The organism is Bacteroides sp. OM05-10AA (genome assembly GCF_003439055.1).
Lineage (GTDB): Bacteria > Bacteroidota > Bacteroidia > Bacteroidales > Bacteroidaceae > Bacteroides > Bacteroides intestinigallinarum.
Genome location: NZ_QSUR01000042.1, coordinates 33,352 through 48,901 on the forward strand (window position 1 = coordinate 33,352; position 15,550 = coordinate 48,901).

Here is a 15,550-nt window from a genome sequence, read left to right on the forward strand (position 1 = left end):
TGTTATTGATGCCGCTTTTCCGGCGGCATCAATAATGCTATATTTATTTCTTTTTTGACAAATCTTTCAATAGGTAGTCTACTGCTGCTTTCAGTTGTGCATCTTCTCCTTTCAGGCTGGCTGCCGGTTCGTTATAAACTAGAATATCAGGTTGCAAGGTCTGATTTTCGAGATAGTTGCCTTGCATATCCATGCAACCCACCTGCGGGATACCGAATACAATAGACGGATCTATCTGGCGTTCCCACCACACGGCGGTCATCGTGCCTACCACCGGGGCGCCTACCAGTTTACCAATGCCTAGAGTCTTATATACGTAAGGAGTGCCATGAGCATTGCTGTAATTGTCTTCGCAAGTTAGCATGCATGAGGCTTTCAGCCATTTGTTGAATGGATCGCTGCCGATATATTGTCCGCGTGGCACGAAACGTTGATATTCCTTTCCACTAAGTAAGGTGACTACATCATCGTGCAGCCATCCGCCACCATTATGGCGGGTATCTACCACTACGGCTTCTTTATTACGATAACGGCCGAGTAGTTCGGAATAGATCTTGCGGAAGCTGGGGCTGTCCATACCTTTAATATGTACATAAGCAATGCGTCCGCCGGAAAGCTCTTCCACTTTCTTGGCGCAGCGCTCTACCCAACGTTTGTAAAGCAGGTCGCTTTGGGTTCCATAGCTGATTGCTTTTACTGCTTCTTCAAAACGTTTTTTAGTAGAAGGATCGTATACGGTAAGTACTACTTTGCGTCCGACTTTGCCTTCAAATAACGGGAAGTAATCAGCACCGGCTTCAATCGCTGTGCCGTCTACTTTTTCAATGATGCAACCTGCCTTCACTTCTGTCTTTTTCTGGGTGAAAGGACTTTGCTTCATGATTTCCTTGATCTTTAACCCGGCACCGTCGTATGATTCATCGTAAAAGACTCCCAGAGTAGCGGTAGGCATTGCGCTGCCTCCTGCTGCAAACCGGGCTCCGGTATGGGAACCATTCAATTCGCCAAGCAATTCACTCAACATTTCCGTGAAGTCATAATTGTTGCTGATGTGGGGCAAGAAGCGTTCGTATGCTTTTTTATATCCTTTCCAGTCCACTCCATGCAAGTCGGCAATATAGAATTTGTCATTTACTTGCTGGCAAACGTGGTCGAAGATGTATGCGCGTTCATCATAAGGACGGTAATCGAAGAATGCTTCAAATTCTATCGGTGTAATTTTGCTACCGGCAATCTCTATTTTCTTCAATCGGCCGCCTGTGCACATAAAGATATTCTTTCCTTCTTTATCCGGTATGAGTGAGCCGCCGCCAACTCCTTTCAATAATATTTTAGTCGTATTTTCTTTCAGTTTATGCTCCCAAAGGTCATAGTCTCCTTCAAAAGCTGCCAGGTAATAAAGAATATCACCCTTCGGACTCATAACCGCGTCACCCAGGCGGGAAGAATTTACAGTTAGACGAACGATGCGGTCAAAACGATTCTCCAAATCGAATGTAAGAGGTTTCACTTCCGTACTGTCTTTTTTCGCATTCTCATTCTGGTTCGTTTTCTTCTTACTGTCTTTAGTGTCTTCTTTCTTCTCTGCCTTTTCTTTCTTGGCTTTTTCTTTTTCTGCTTTCTCTGCCTTTTCCGCTTCTTCAAGTAAGGCAATATCTTCTTTGCTCATCAGGAAGCGGTTGTAGGCATCGACGTCGAAAAACATAATATAGGTGTCGTCTTCACTTCCCCAGCTACCATGGCTACGGTATCCGGCACGGTCACTGTTCCATATCATTGCTTTTCCACCCAACACCCATTTGGCATTGCTGTCGCTGTATCCGCTTTCGGTAAGATTGACCATTTCGCCTTTTCCGTCGGCTTTCAGCAAAACGACGTCTTTATTGTTCCAGCCTCCTATGCCAATGAAGTCTGATAGAATCCATTGGCTGTCGGGGCTCCATTGGAACCATTGGTCACCGTCGGCATAAGAATATTGATATTTGGCATCCATCACTGTGCGTACAGCCTTGCTTTTCAGATTGATGACGCGGATAGCGGTACGGTTTTCGAGGAAAGCAACCTCTTTACCGTCAGGACTGAATTGTGGTTGAAAAGAAGCGACTTTGGAGTTTGTCAAACGTTCTTCTTTCAATTCTGTGGCATAGGTGAATTGTTTCTCCTCTTTGCGTACGATGGTGGAAGTGTAAAGCTGCCACAATCCATCGCGTTCTGAAGAATAGACGAGTGTGCGTCCGTCGGGAGCGAAACTGATGTTGCGTTCCTGATCGGGTGTGTTGGTGATTTGTTTGGTTGTTTTGTAATCAATAGAGGTTACGTAAACATCACCGCGCATAATGAATGCGACTTCTTTTCCTTTGGGAGATACAGCGATGTCGGTAGCTCCGTTGGATTTGATTTGGCGGATAATATCTTTGTCATTCTTGTCTGCCAGGATACTTATGTTTACCTTTTGGGGTTGTTTGCCCGGAACAAGTGTATAAATCTCGCCGTCATAGCCATAACAGAGCGTGCCGGTGGTTGAAATGCTTAGAAAGCGTACGGGATGCTTTGTATGGAAAGTGATTTGTTGGGAAGTGGTGGTTCCGGGAGTACGTTGGAATATATTGAAGGAACCTTTCTCTTCACTTAGATAATAGAATGATTTACCATCAGGACTCCATACCGGTTCGCGGTCTTCACCTCCGAAAGTAGTTTGTTTTTGATAAACAGGTTTTTTCCCGGGAGTGTATGTCCAGATGTCACGGGCAATAGGGGATACCTGATGCTTGCGCCAATAGTCTTCGTATCCTTTCTTGTCCTGATAGAGCATCACTCCCTCCTTATTAATAGAGATGCACTCCATTGGCATGGATGAGAACATAGCGGGGCGTCCTCCTGTCACGGCTACCTCGTACACTTGCTGGAACTGACCGGAAGGAAATCCGGCATCTTCGGCAGAGGGAGCAATGTTGGCTGTGAATAAAATGTGTTTGTTGTCTTTGTAGGCAACAGGTTTCTCACTGCCTGAATGAGTGGTCAGTCGCTGGGGTGCTCCTCCTTCACTGGATACGACGAAAACGTCGAGACTTCCCATGCGATCCGATGCAAAGGCAATTTGTTTACTGTCGGGACTCCATACCGGTTCCGTATCAAAAGCCGGATTGGTGGTGATTTGTGTGGCACGTCCGCCGGTTGACGGTACCGTGTAGATGTCTCCTTTGTAGGTAAATGCAATGGTGGTTCCGTCTGGAGAAAGAGCGCAGTGGCGCATCCATAAAGGAGATTCTTGTGCAATGCTTGTCCCTGCTAGACAGATGACAAATGCACTTAGCAGTAGCTTTTTCATTTTTTCTAATATTGTGTTAAGTTCATTTTCGCGATTTAAGGTTTGACTTTCCTACAAATCCTTCAGTAATACTTTACTTGCTTTTTTATAGTATTCTTCTCTGGATTCGGTCAGCACCTTCCATTCGTCGTTGAATTCTTCGTCTTTGTCTATTTTGAAATTCTCGGAGCCGTATGTGTCCAAACGGTCCAGCAGGACAGCAACATTCAGTTGATTGATATCCATTGAAGGCTGGTAACCGATTTCTTCGCTTTTTTCGTCGGTAACAACTTCGTGAATCAATTCTATTTCCTGCAACTGATAAAGTACCTGGTTTGTCAGTCGGATGGGGATCTGATGCTCCTCCGATATTTCTGCAGCCGTATAGGGCGGTTCGTTCTTTTCGAATCGTTTGGCTATGAGTGACATAATCAGGATGGATATAAAATCCCGGTATCGTCTGCTGATGTTCCGGGTGTCCTGGTCAAAGCTAAAGCTGCGGATATTCTGTCCGGCATACGTCAGTTCGGCTCCAAACAAACAGATTGTCCAAGATATCTGCAACCAAAGCAGAAATAAGGGAAGTGCGGCAAAACTACCATAAATGGCATTGTACTTTGACACCCACAACTGGCTGTTGATGTACAGGAACTGAAAAGCCTGATAAGCAGACCCTGCCAGAATACCTGCAATGAGAGCGTGTTTGAATTTCACTTTCGTGTTCGGCATGAAGATGTACAGCCCGGTGAACATCAGCCATGTCAGGACAAAAGGAATAAGCCGTATCATGAATTTCATAACAGGAGCGAGCAGGACGAAATCATCCATCTGCTTGAGAATGGTGCTCATAAACAGAGAAAGTCCTCCGGATACCACGATCAGAATCGGCATCAGCAGGAACATGGAGAAATAGTCCGTAATCTTGCGATACATGGATCGTGCTTTTTTCACTTCCCAGATACGGTTGAAGGTGATTTCAATATTACTGACCAGATTGATAACCGTCCATAACAACATTACCAAACCAACTCCAATGAAAATACCTCCTTTGGTCTGTGAAAGATAGGAATTGACAAATGAGAGAATGGCCTCTGTTGTTTCTGTATTTCCTCCAAAACCGTTGCGGAACTGATGTTCCATCAGGTTGTCGAACCCGAAACCACGCGCTACGGCAAACAGGATGGCAAGTATGGGTACAATGGCAAGCAATGTGCTATAAGTTAGTGCAGAAGCTTTATTGGCCATCCGGTCTTTGGTAAACCGGTTGATACAAAGATAGACGGTCTTTATAATATTGTAGAGTGAGAACTTGGTTCGGGTCACTTCGTCTTCCGTAATGCGCCAGATGTCATACGTAAGAAACTTCCATATATCGGTGATTTTCTTCTTCATAGTTCTTCGCTAATTACTAATTGCAAGCAACTAATTACTGATTACAACAGACTTGCTCGAACAGTCGATCCTCATCCATTAGTCATTTGTAATTAAATGGATAATTAAAAGAAAAAGCAGTCAGCCTATAAGCCGAGTTCTGTACCCATATAATTTCCGATTATTAATCTTTAATTATATCAGGTGCCTGTCATTTATCTGAGTGGCATGTCACCACGACACTTTAGCGGTCTACCCTCCGACATGGAGCGAGCAACTCTCATAACGCCGGTTTACATGACCTTACAACTCCTAAGACGTACAGCCCGCATGTCGCCATGCGACTGGTGGGCTCTTACCCCACCTTCTCACCCTTACCTCTCCCCGAAAGGAGCGGCGGTTATTTTCTTCTACGTTACTCTACCCTCGCGGACAGCTTTCTGTTAGGAAGTAGGATGCTCTATGTTGCCCGGACTTTCCTCCTGCACGAAACATGCACGCGACAGACCGGCCAACTGCTTTAGACTGCAAAAATACGTCATTTATTTTGTTTTAGCCAAAGAAAGTATCACAAATAGAAATAATTTCTAACTTTGCTATCATTAAAATGGATTTTAATGAAGAAGAATATCCTCCTTTTCTATTGTTTCCTGGCGATGATGGCAGCTAGCCTGCAAGCACAGGAAATACGTCCCATGCCTGCCGATTCGGCTTATGGGGTAGTACATATTTCAGTTTGCAATTTGCGCGAGGAAGGCAAATTTACTTCCGGCATGAGTACGCAGGCATTGTTGGGAATGCCGGTCAAGGTGCTTCAGTATAACGGTTGGTACGAGATACAAACACCGGATGATTATACCGGATGGGTGCACCGGATGGTAATTACCCCCATGTCGAAAGAACGGTATGATGAATGGAACCGTGCGGAAAAGATTGTCGTGACCTCACATTACGGATTTACTTATGAGAAGCCGGATGAAAAATCACAGCCCGTATCTGATGTAGTGGCAGGCAACCGTCTGAAATGGGAAGGAAATACAAGGCTTTTTTATAAAGTGTCTTATCCGGATGGACGACAAGCCTATATCCCGAAATCTATTTCGCAGCCCGAAACCCAATGGAGAGCTTCACTGAAACAAGATGTTGAAAGTATCATTGAAACAGCTTACTCGATGATGGGAATTCCTTATCTATGGGCAGGAACCTCTTCCAAGGGAGTGGATTGTAGCGGACTGGTACGGACCGTACTTTTTATGCATGACATTATTATCCCGAGAGATGCCTCTCAACAGGCCTATGTGGGCGAACATATCGATATTGCTCCTGACTTCTCTAATGTCAAACGGGGAGATCTGGTGTTTTTCGGCCGGAAAGCGACTGCGGAACGTAAAGAAGGTATTTCTCACGTCGGCATTTACCTCGGAAACAAGCAGTTTATCCACGCATTGGGAGATGTGCACATCAGCAGCATGAATCCTGCGGATCAAAACTATGATGAATTCAACACGAAGCGTTTACTTTTTGCTGTCCGTTTTTTACCTTATATAAATAAGGAGAAAGGAATGAATACCACAAATAAGAACCCCTTTTATCAATAAAAGAATGCAGAACAGGAGAGATTTTTTGAAAACGGCAGCTTTGGCTGCTTTCGGTTCGGGGTTAGTAGCTCATCAGGCACTAGCCGGAGAATCGTTGCTTTCTACCATTCATATAAATAAGCTCGGTTTGGGAGGGAAGATGAAAATGACTTTTTTCCCTTATGAATTGAAGTTGAGGCACGTGTTTACAGTTGCCACTTATTCGCGTACAACAACTCCCGATGTGCAGGTGGAAATAGAATATGAAGGCGTGACGGGATATGGAGAAGCCTCTATGCCTCCTTATTTGGGAGAAACAGTAGAGTCTGTGATGAATTTCCTTGGGAAAGTGAATCTGGAACAGTTTAGTGATCCTTTTCAGTTAGATGGCATTTTGTCATACGTTGACAGCCTCTCGCCAAAGGATACGGCAGCGAAAGCTGCGGTAGATATCGCCCTTCATGATCTGGTAGGGAAACTATTGGGCGCTCCCTGGTATAAGATATGGGGATTGAACAAAGAAAAGACACCTTCCACTACCTTTACGATAGGCATCGATACGCCGGATGTAGTGCGGGCGAAAACAAAAGAGTGTGCCGATCAGTTTAATATATTAAAGGTGAAACTGGGACGGGACAATGATAAGGAGATGATTGAAACCATTCGTTCGGTAACAGACCTTCCGATAGCGATAGATGCCAATCAAGGATGGACAGACCGCCAATACGCGCTCGATATGATTCATTGGCTGAAAGAAAAAGGCGTTGTGATGATAGAACAGCCCATGCCTAAGGAGAAGCTAGAGGATATTGCCTGGATAACGCAACAGAGCCCGCTACCGATATTTGCGGATGAATCCTTGCAGCGTTTGGGAGATGTAGTCGCTTTGAAAGGCGCTTTCACGGGAATCAATATAAAGCTGATGAAGTGTACCGGTATGCGTGAAGCATGGAAGATGGTGACATTGGCACATGCACTCGGCATGCGTGTCATGGTGGGCTGTATGACAGAGACTTCCTGTGCTATTTCTGCAGCTTCACAGTTCTCGCCATTAGTGGATTTTGCCGACCTGGATGGCAACCTGCTTATCTCTAATGATCGCTTTAAAGGGGTGAAAGTGGTGAAAGGAAAGATCACCCTGAATGACTTACCCGGAATCGGTGTCATGAAAATCTGACTTTACTGAATGAATGTCAGAGTGTTAAAGCCATCTGACATACAACGAATGTAAATTTGTCAGGTGTTGTCGTTAACCGCTGTTAAGCTCCAAATATTCTCTGTTAAAAGTGGACAAAAAAGAGTGACAAGTAGAATAAGTGAACGATATTTGTTATTATTTTAACGTCGTAAAAGTTAAAACAATGTCGAATATTAACATTTTAAAGAATTATAAATCATGAAACAAACAACAAAGAACATTCTGGGAGTAGGAGCAATCGTTCTTCTTAGCTCAGGAGTTGCAGGATTGACAACTTACAAATTGTTGCAATCTAACGAAGCTGCCAAAGAGACATCTTTCAATGAGATGTTCAAGCAGAATCCCAATGTAAAATTGGCCGCTTTTGATGCTGTGAACGCCCAACCTGTTGATTTGACCCAGGCTGCGGAGAATTCGCTTCATGCTGTTGTACATATAAGGTCTACTCAAGAAGCTAAAACAAGAACTGTTCAGCAAGCGCCGGACATTTTCGATTTCTTTTTTGGTGACGGACGCGGACAGCAACGTCAGGTACAGTCTCAACCTCGTGTAGGTTTTGGTTCGGGAGTAATCATCTCGAAGGATGGATATATCGTAACGAACAACCACGTGATTGAAGGTGCGGATGAAATCAGTGTGAAACTGAATGATAACCGTGAATTTAAAGGACGCGTGATTGGCACTGACCCCAGCACCGACCTTGCGCTGGTGAAAATTGAGGGTGATGATTTCCCGACTATTCCGGTGGGAGACTCCGAAGCGTTGAAAGTAGGAGAGTGGGTATTGGCAGTAGGTAACCCGTTCAATTTGAATTCTACTGTAACTGCTGGTATCGTAAGTGCAAAAGCCCGTTCTCTGGGAGTATATAATGGTGGTATAGAATCATTCATCCAGACGGATGCTGCCATCAACCAGGGTAACAGTGGTGGTGCACTGGTAAATGCCAAAGGTGAGTTGGTAGGTATCAATTCAGTGCTTTCTTCTCCGACAGGTGCTTATGCAGGATACGGTTTTGCTATCCCGACCAGCATTATGACGAAAGTAATTGCCGACCTGAAACAATACGGAACAGTACAACGTGCATTGCTCGGTATTCGTGGTGGCTCTATCGGTAGCAGTTTGATGGACGACCGTCAGCCGATTGATAAATCCGGTAAGACACTGGCAGATAAAGCTAAAGAACTGGGTGTTGTAGAAGGAGTATGGGTTTCTGAAATCGTAGAGAATGGTTCTGCTGCAGGTGCTGATATCAAAGTCGATGACGTAATTATCGGTGTGGATAATAAGAAAGTGTCCAATATGGCTGACTTGCAGGAAGCACTTGCTAAACATCGTCCGGGTGATAAGGTGAAAGTGAAACTGATGCGCGATAAGAAGGAAAAGACCGTTGAAGTAACGTTGAAGAACGAGCAAGGTACTACCAAGATTGTGAAAGATGCAGGCATGGAAATCTTGGGAGCCGCTTTCAAAGAGTTGCCGGATGACGTGAAGAAGCAATTGAATCTGGGCTACGGTCTGCAAGTGACAGGAGTTTCCTCCGGTAAGATGTCAGATGCAGGAGTTCGTAAAGGCTTCATTATCCTGAAAGCTAATGACCAGCCTATGCGCAAAGTCAGCGATCTGGAAGAAGTGATGAAAGCTGCTGTTAAGTCTCCGAACCAGGTATTATTCCTGACCGGTGTGTTCCCATCAGGTAAACGCGGATATTTCGCTGTCGATCTGACTCAAGAGTAATATATAAAATAAAGTAAGAAGATTGCAGGATAAGCTAATGAAATAGAAAAAGGATGCCGACAATCAACTTGTCGGCATCTCTTTTTGTTTTATTAGATGAAAAATATAGTGTAAAAGTTACTTAATTTTGTATGTTAACAAATTATTTGTCGTAACTTTGCACTCCAAATCTGTTTTTAAAGAATGAGACAACTAAAGATTACCAAAAGTATCACTAACAGAGAGAGCGCTTCTCTTGATAAGTATTTGCAGGAAATCGGCCGTGAAGACCTGATTACTGTCGAGGAAGAAGTGGAACTCGCTCAACGCATTCGTAAGGGTGACCGTGTAGCATTGGAAAAATTGACACGTGCCAATCTTCGTTTCGTCGTATCTGTGGCTAAACAGTACCAGAACCAAGGTTTGAGTTTGCCTGACTTGATTAATGAAGGCAATTTAGGACTGATTAAGGCTGCCGAGAAATTTGATGAAACACGTGGATTTAAGTTCATTAGCTACGCTGTATGGTGGATTCGCCAGTCTATTCTGCAAGCATTGGCAGAGCAGTCGCGTATTGTTCGTCTCCCGTTGAATCAGGTAGGTTCGCTGAATAAGATCAGCAAAGCCTTCTCGAAGTTTGAACAGGAAAACGAGCGGCGTCCGTCTCCCGAGGAGTTGGCAGACGAACTGGAAATTCCGGTTGATAAAATCTCTGATACGCTGAAGGTATCCGGCCGTCATATTTCGGTGGATGCGCCTTTTGTGGAAGGGGAGGATAACAGCCTGTTGGACGTGTTGGTTAACGATGATTCGCCAATGGCGGACCGCTCTCTGGTTAATGAGTCTCTTGCGAGGGAAATTGATAGAGCTCTTTCTACGTTAACCGATAGAGAAAAAGAAATCATTCAGATGTTTTTCGGTATCGGACAGCAAGAAATGACATTGGAAGAAATCGGCGATAAATTTGGCCTCACACGTGAGCGCGTTCGTCAGATTAAAGAAAAAGCAATTAGAAGACTTAGACAAAGTAATCGTAGTAAATTGCTCAAATCTTACTTGGGATAAGTAAGGAATATCAGTTTCTGAAAGAAAAAAGAATTTGAGTCGCATAAGTCGCACTTTTCATATAGAAGAATGTACTTATGCGACTTTTTACATAAGCCCCATTCTATAATTCAATCTTATACTATGCGAGTTTTATGAAAAAGTCAGTTTTAATATCATTGGTTCTTATTGTTTTGGGAGCAGGGATGGTGGCGTATGCAAAATGTGCGGCATCCTCTTCTGATTCGGTACCTGTTAAAGTAGAGCAGCGTTTGCGGGAAAAAGCACAGGTGGGAAAGGCTTATTGTGATAAGAACGGATATAATACGAATTATTGCTTTCTGGTAGATTTCAGTATTCATTCTGGTAAAAGGCGTTTTTTTGTATGGGATTTCAAAGGAGATTCTGTGAAATATGCCAGTCTCTGTGCCCATGGATATGGGAAAAATAGCACTGTGTCCAAGCCTGTATTCAGCAATGTGGAAGGTAGTTATTGCTCTTCTTTGGGGAAATACAAGGTAGGTATCCGGTCGTATAGCAAGTGGGGAATCAATATTCATTATAAATTACATGGATTGGAAGCGACGAATGATAATGCTTTCAAGCGGTATATCGTGTTGCATTCTTATACTCCGTTGCCGGAAACAGAGGTGTATCCTTTGCATCTTCCGTTAGGAATTAGTCAAGGGTGTCCTGTAATATCTGATGAAGTGATGAGGAAAGTTGACGGGTTGCTCAAAGCGGAAAAGAAACCAGTCCTGCTATGGGTCTATGACTAAGAAATGCTATTTATTTGAGATAAATAGAGGTAATCTCCTCTTTTTTGTTACCTTTGCAAGGTTAAAAATTATATGATATGAAATACGTAAAAATACTATTTGCAATTGCACTTGTGTTTACCATGTGCTCCGCTTTTTCCTTGAAAAAAGACCACTCTAAACCGGTTTATGCTTTTGGAATTTCTGCCTCATTTACGGATACAGTAGTCTATTTCACGGACATTCAGATATTAGATAGTGCGAAAGTTAGCAAGGAAGGTTTCTTGTCTCACCGTGAGTTATATAGTTATCAGTTGAAGAATTATTTGGAGGATAACCAGTTGCAACAGAATAGTACATGTATGATTTACTTCTCGGAAAACAAGAAGAAATTAGAAAAAGAGGCAACGAAGATTCTGAATAAATACAAGAAAAATAATAGAATGACGGTGTCGCGGATTGATTCTGATAAATTCCACTTTACGAAACCGGAAGAATAATAAGCAATAGTTAAATTGTTAATATAATAAGAGATGCAGCTTTGCATCTCTTATTTTTTTATCTTTGCCTCGTCATTAATGAAAAATATTATGAAAAAGATTAAAATATACTCTGTTTTTTTATGTCTAATAGTATTATTGGGGGCTTGCCACGATGATGAAGAAGGACCAGTTAAACCCGAACCACGCGAACAGGTCGGACGGACAGTATTGGTATATATTGTAGGGGATGCAGGAGATGCTAATGAACTGTCCACTCTTTTTAAAACCAATTTTAGCGATATGAAAAAAGGGATGGAAGAGGTTGATTACTCAAAATGTAATTTAGTTGTTTATAGTGAAATGGTCAATGATGTTCCTCATCTTATTTCACTAAAAAAACAGAATGGTAAAGTAGTGGCAGATACTCTTTTTACCTATTCCGAACAGAATCCTTTAGCTAAAGAGGTGATGTCTTCTGTTATTTCTCAAACGATAAACTACTTTCCAGCAGATAGTTATGGCTTTGTGTTTTTGTCTCATAGTGCTTCATGGCTACCGGCTACCAATGATGCGAATTCTCGTTCAATCGGGTATTATCGTAAAACCCAAATGAATATTTCAGATTTTCATGATGTATTATTCTCCTCTTTTCCTAAACCTTTGAAATTTATTTTGTTTGACTCATGTTTTATGCAGTCTGCAGAAGTTGCTTATGAATTACGAGATTGTTCAGAGTGCTTTATTGGTTCTCCTACGGAGATTCCTGGTCCTGGAGCGCCTTATGAAGTAGTGGTTCCGGAGTTATTTACAGAAACTGACTTGGCTGTGAACATAGCGAAAGCTTATTATAATTACTATGAATCCCGTTATGATGGAACATATCCCACAAATGATAATTGGACAGGAGGGGTTGCTATTTCTGTAATAAGAAGTACAGCTTTGGATGAGTTTGCTAGAGTAACAAAGGAGCTACTTCCCAAATATATACAGAATCACATGGTAGTGGATAAAACAGGAATACAACGATATGATTTAACAAAGGAAGATGCTAATTATGATTTTGATGGTTTGATTCGTGCTCTGACAGGAGGAACGGAAAATATAGATTATGCAGCTTGGCGTGAGGTTTTTAATAAAGTAGTTGTATATTCGGAAACAACGTCTAAGAATTTTTCTAGTTCTGGCGGTATGTTCTCTATGAAAGGTGCAGAAGGGCTTTCCACTTATATACCTAGCGGAGATCTTGATTCAAAAATGAATAATTTTTATCGAACATTACAATGGTACTCCGCTGCCGGATGGGATGAGACAGGCTGGTGATTAAAATAATAAATCAGATACTATGGACACACCAAATTTAACCCCTTTGATACCGCAAAAAGACAAGCAAGTTCGTGGCTGGCTTTCATTTTTTCTTTTTGTTGTAGGTTTGGGCGCAGCATTAACGGTTGTTGTTTCGATTGCCGATTTTTCTTTAGATTCTTATGATACAGGAATGGGATCCTTTTTTACCTGTTTTGTGGCATTTATTGATATTGTTTATACTTTGAGTATTGGAGGGCTGGCTCTTTATACGATATTAGCCTTTTTGCATAAACGACCGAATGCAGTCTTTCTGGGTAAAGGTTATCTTGTTGTAATTTTCCTTTCCAATGTTTTGCTTTTGTTGGGTGGCGATTATGAAGATTATGGTTTGGGAAGTTTTCCGCAGATTATGAAAGCTTTGATTTGGGGGATAATCTGGTTCACTTACCTTTGTTTGTCCAGGCAGGTTTCCGATTTGTTTCCTAAAGAAGAACGGAAAATTTTGAAAAGAGATAAATATATAGTTGGCTCTTTGGTACTTACTCCTGTAATTTTGTGGGGTGTTTTGATGTTGGCGTATTTGGGAAGCGTATCAACTCCTATGGAGGTATCTTTGGAATATGGAGAATATAGTGATGGTGTTATTGCTTTTCGTGTCCCTGAAGGCGCTATTTGCGAGAGAACAGATACTATTGATGATGTGCATCATACTTTTGTAATGGGGGATAGTATTTGGGGAACTATAGTTGGTGTTTATGATACTAATACAAGCGAGGAATATTTCAAGGAATGTGTTGATTTGTGGCGTGATACGGACTTGGATGGTTATGATTTCTCTGTTCTTAATACTCATACTGAAGTGGTTAACGGAAACATTATGCGTATTCAATCCGTAAAATATGACACTCGTCCATCATTAATCTGGCAATTTTCCACCTTGTTTAACCCGGAAACTGGAAAGGCTTGTATTATTTCATTGTATTCTACGGCAGAAGATTTTGAAAATACGATGAACACTCTTATAGCTTCTGTGCATTTTAAATAGAAAATAAAGATAGAGTACTTTTTACCCTCACACCCTCACACCTTTACTCAATCCCTTTATTCATCGTAGTTTCGGCTGTGAGGGTGACTGTGATAGTAGGGTGAGGGTAGAAAGTTACCCTCACCCTGTTTCGTCCTGATTTTAGTTTTAAATTATTGATTTATAGTGAAGTATGCTACTGTTTGAGTTAAACTAATCAATCTCATATCTCACCGTTTTGAGCCTTTCCCCATCATATAAGTGCCGAATATGTGTCATTAGTATCTGTCTTGAAGTAGCTCCTCTTATTCTCTATCCTTTCATCTATAATAGATTAATGTCTAATGATTCTTCTGTTAACGCTTAATGCTCCTTATAGGCTTACTACTGTGAATAGACTTGTTTACGGTAGTGAGCCTATTTGTTTATATCTGATAGCTTATTTGTTCACATTAGTGAGCCCTTTCTGATTACTAAGCGAGAATATGTAAATTATAAGGGGAATACTCCTGAAATGCCGTTCTTTATCAAATAAGATGTCTGTATTCTAAAATTCAGATAAGGAAGAGGGCGGGTAGGATAGCGTCTGCTAGATACTAAATGAAAAGATTGTAGGCTTATTAATATGCGTTTGTTTGTAAGAAATGAAATAAATTTGTTTGATTCACTCGTTTTTCTGTTAATATTGTTTGTTTACTAAATATTAATACTTACTGTTTGTAACAGCATACTTTCACGCGTTGAAAGGAGCTTTGTTTATTTTATATAGAGAACGGTTATTTGTTGCATTCAATCATAAAAATCCGCTAATTTTTTACCAATGAATGACAATGAGTGACAGGTCTCGCGCACTTTTGCATATATACTTTGTTATATACACAATTGGGCGTGGGACTATCACTTATGCTCACTGGGGGTCTTAGCGGATACCTATGATTGACGTAATGATAGTTTCCACGCTCTCTTTTTATATTAACCCTCGCACCACTGGGAACTGATGCGACAAACAAACAAAAGCGATGGAACGTGATTTTAAAGAATGTATCATCCGTTTAATGCAACACCCTATTATGTGTAAGCCTATCAGTGAACTAACTACTGGTGAACAAGAGTATGCTTATGATCTCCTGTCTGATTTGTTTGATTTTTCAATAGAAGAATCATATACTTTACTGGATGCTATCCAAACAGCTCGTATTCGTTACGCCCTTGGTGAATTATCTAATGCTTTAGGTGGTGATCCAATGGTTATTCTCGAACATTTCCGTTCTGCACTCTGTAATTTGAAAAAAGGAGGCATTGACCTAAGTTTAAATAAATGGGTTGAGCTAGTAAGTCTTCGTACAACAGATTGAAAGTTGTATGGTAGACTAAAGAATAAGAAATCGTATATCTCCAATATATCATAATTCTACCAATATGTAGTAATCCTACCAGTGTTATATGGAGGCGGCAATGGAAGATCTGTTTGTGAAAACTGTTCTTTTGTCCTGCCTTTTAGAGAGGATGCCTAATTTTTCCCTTACAGGCATCCTCTTGTTTTTCCTTTTTCGCCTTTGCGCGCCCGCGTGTAATATAATAATGTGTATCCCTCTCGTCGTTTCCGCACACAATCTGCCCGTACTTAAAAAATATGTTCTACAACATCGTTATGCATCAGCACTTTAGCAAATGTATTCAAAAATAATTAGAAAAAATAGTTTGATATATTTGGAGTGTATACCAAAAGGGCGTACTTTTGCACCCGCTTTCCAAGAGAAGAAAGCCTTGA

The 15,550-nt window shown here is 41.7% G+C and carries 11 protein-coding genes and 1 other RNA gene; 9 read left to right on the forward strand and 3 right to left on the reverse strand.

Going from position 1 to position 15,550, the window contains the following annotated elements; translation table 11 throughout:
• Window positions 1-43: 43 nt before the first annotated feature.
• The 3 genes from DXB58_RS23650 to rnpB form a co-directional block, all read right to left on the reverse strand.
• Window positions 44-3,328 carry a S41 family peptidase gene (locus DXB58_RS23650; protein WP_122138447.1) on the reverse strand — a complete coding sequence of 1,095 codons (3,285 nt, stop codon included), beginning with the start codon at window positions 3,326-3,328 and terminating at the stop codon, window positions 44-46.
• Between the two features lie 51 nt (window positions 3,329-3,379).
• Window positions 3,380-4,699, reverse strand: coding sequence for a YihY/virulence factor BrkB family protein (locus DXB58_RS23655; protein WP_004296663.1), 1,320 nt, complete (start codon window positions 4,697-4,699; stop codon window positions 3,380-3,382).
• 112 nt (window positions 4,700-4,811) lie between these two features.
• An RNA gene (gene rnpB / locus DXB58_RS23660) (RNase P RNA component class A) lies at window positions 4,812-5,197 on the reverse strand.
• 98 nt (window positions 5,198-5,295) lie between these two features.
• Here rnpB and DXB58_RS23665 point away from each other — a divergent pair.
• The 9 genes from DXB58_RS23665 to DXB58_RS23705 all read left to right on the forward strand — a co-directional run bounded on the left by DXB58_RS23665 (window position 5,296) and on the right by DXB58_RS23705 (window position 15,134).
• Window positions 5,296-6,276 (forward strand): C40 family peptidase, encoded by a 981-nt coding sequence (locus DXB58_RS23665; protein ID WP_122138448.1) that lies wholly within the window; start codon window positions 5,296-5,298, stop codon window positions 6,274-6,276.
• A 4-nt stretch (window positions 6,277-6,280) separates the two neighbouring features.
• Complete coding sequence (locus DXB58_RS23670) at window positions 6,281-7,432, forward strand: dipeptide epimerase (protein ID WP_122138449.1); 1,152 nt, start codon at window positions 6,281-6,283, stop codon at window positions 7,430-7,432.
• 219 nt (window positions 7,433-7,651) lie between these two features.
• A complete protein-coding gene (locus DXB58_RS23675; RefSeq protein WP_117934855.1) occupies window positions 7,652-9,187 on the forward strand; it encodes a trypsin-like peptidase domain-containing protein in 1,536 nt (511 codons plus the stop codon).
• Window positions 9,188-9,370: 183 nt separating this feature from the next.
• Window positions 9,371-10,231, forward strand: a complete 861-nt coding sequence (locus DXB58_RS23680; RefSeq protein ID WP_002561589.1) for an RNA polymerase sigma factor RpoD/SigA — start codon at window positions 9,371-9,373, stop codon at window positions 10,229-10,231.
• 134 nt (window positions 10,232-10,365) lie between these two features.
• Window positions 10,366-10,989, forward strand: a complete 624-nt coding sequence (locus DXB58_RS23685; protein ID WP_117934853.1) for a murein L,D-transpeptidase catalytic domain-containing protein — start codon at window positions 10,366-10,368, stop codon at window positions 10,987-10,989.
• 77 nt (window positions 10,990-11,066) lie between these two features.
• Window positions 11,067-11,468 carry a hypothetical protein gene (locus tag DXB58_RS23690; RefSeq protein ID WP_004296669.1) on the forward strand — a complete coding sequence of 134 codons (402 nt, stop codon included), beginning with the start codon at window positions 11,067-11,069 and terminating at the stop codon, window positions 11,466-11,468.
• A 90-nt stretch (window positions 11,469-11,558) separates the two neighbouring features.
• Window positions 11,559-12,770 carry a clostripain-related cysteine peptidase gene (locus DXB58_RS23695; protein WP_122138450.1) on the forward strand — a complete coding sequence of 404 codons (1,212 nt, stop codon included), beginning with the start codon at window positions 11,559-11,561 and terminating at the stop codon, window positions 12,768-12,770.
• A 22-nt stretch (window positions 12,771-12,792) separates the two neighbouring features.
• Window positions 12,793-13,800, forward strand: coding sequence for a DUF2569 family protein (locus DXB58_RS23700; RefSeq protein ID WP_122138451.1), 1,008 nt, complete (start codon window positions 12,793-12,795; stop codon window positions 13,798-13,800).
• A 998-nt stretch (window positions 13,801-14,798) separates the two neighbouring features.
• A complete protein-coding gene (locus DXB58_RS23705) occupies window positions 14,799-15,134 on the forward strand; it encodes a hypothetical protein (protein ID WP_122138452.1) in 336 nt (111 codons plus the stop codon).
• Window positions 15,135-15,550 lie beyond the last annotated feature (416 nt).

Excerpts from the sequence above, each read along its gene's own strand:
- DXB58_RS23650 (WP_122138447.1), bottom strand. The coding sequence starts at position 3,328 with ATGAAAAAGCTACTGCTAAGTGCATTTGTCATCTGTCTAGCAGGGACA.
- DXB58_RS23670 (WP_122138449.1), top strand. The coding sequence starts at position 6,281 with ATGCAGAACAGGAGAGATTTTTTGAAAACGGCAGCTTTGGCTGCTTTC.
- DXB58_RS23700 (WP_122138451.1), top strand. The coding sequence starts at position 12,793 with ATGGACACACCAAATTTAACCCCTTTGATACCGCAAAAAGACAAGCAA.
- DXB58_RS23675 (WP_117934855.1), top strand. The coding sequence starts at position 7,652 with ATGAAACAAACAACAAAGAACATTCTGGGAGTAGGAGCAATCGTTCTT.
- DXB58_RS23690 (WP_004296669.1), top strand. The coding sequence starts at position 11,067 with ATGAAATACGTAAAAATACTATTTGCAATTGCACTTGTGTTTACCATG.
- DXB58_RS23695 (WP_122138450.1), top strand. The coding sequence starts at position 11,559 with ATGAAAAAGATTAAAATATACTCTGTTTTTTTATGTCTAATAGTATTA.
- DXB58_RS23665 (WP_122138448.1), top strand. The coding sequence starts at position 5,296 with ATGAAGAAGAATATCCTCCTTTTCTATTGTTTCCTGGCGATGATGGCA.
- DXB58_RS23685 (WP_117934853.1), top strand. The coding sequence starts at position 10,366 with ATGAAAAAGTCAGTTTTAATATCATTGGTTCTTATTGTTTTGGGAGCA.
- DXB58_RS23705 (WP_122138452.1), top strand. The coding sequence starts at position 14,799 with ATGGAACGTGATTTTAAAGAATGTATCATCCGTTTAATGCAACACCCT.
- DXB58_RS23655 (WP_004296663.1), bottom strand. The coding sequence starts at position 4,699 with ATGAAGAAGAAAATCACCGATATATGGAAGTTTCTTACGTATGACATC.
- DXB58_RS23680 (WP_002561589.1), top strand. The coding sequence starts at position 9,371 with ATGAGACAACTAAAGATTACCAAAAGTATCACTAACAGAGAGAGCGCT.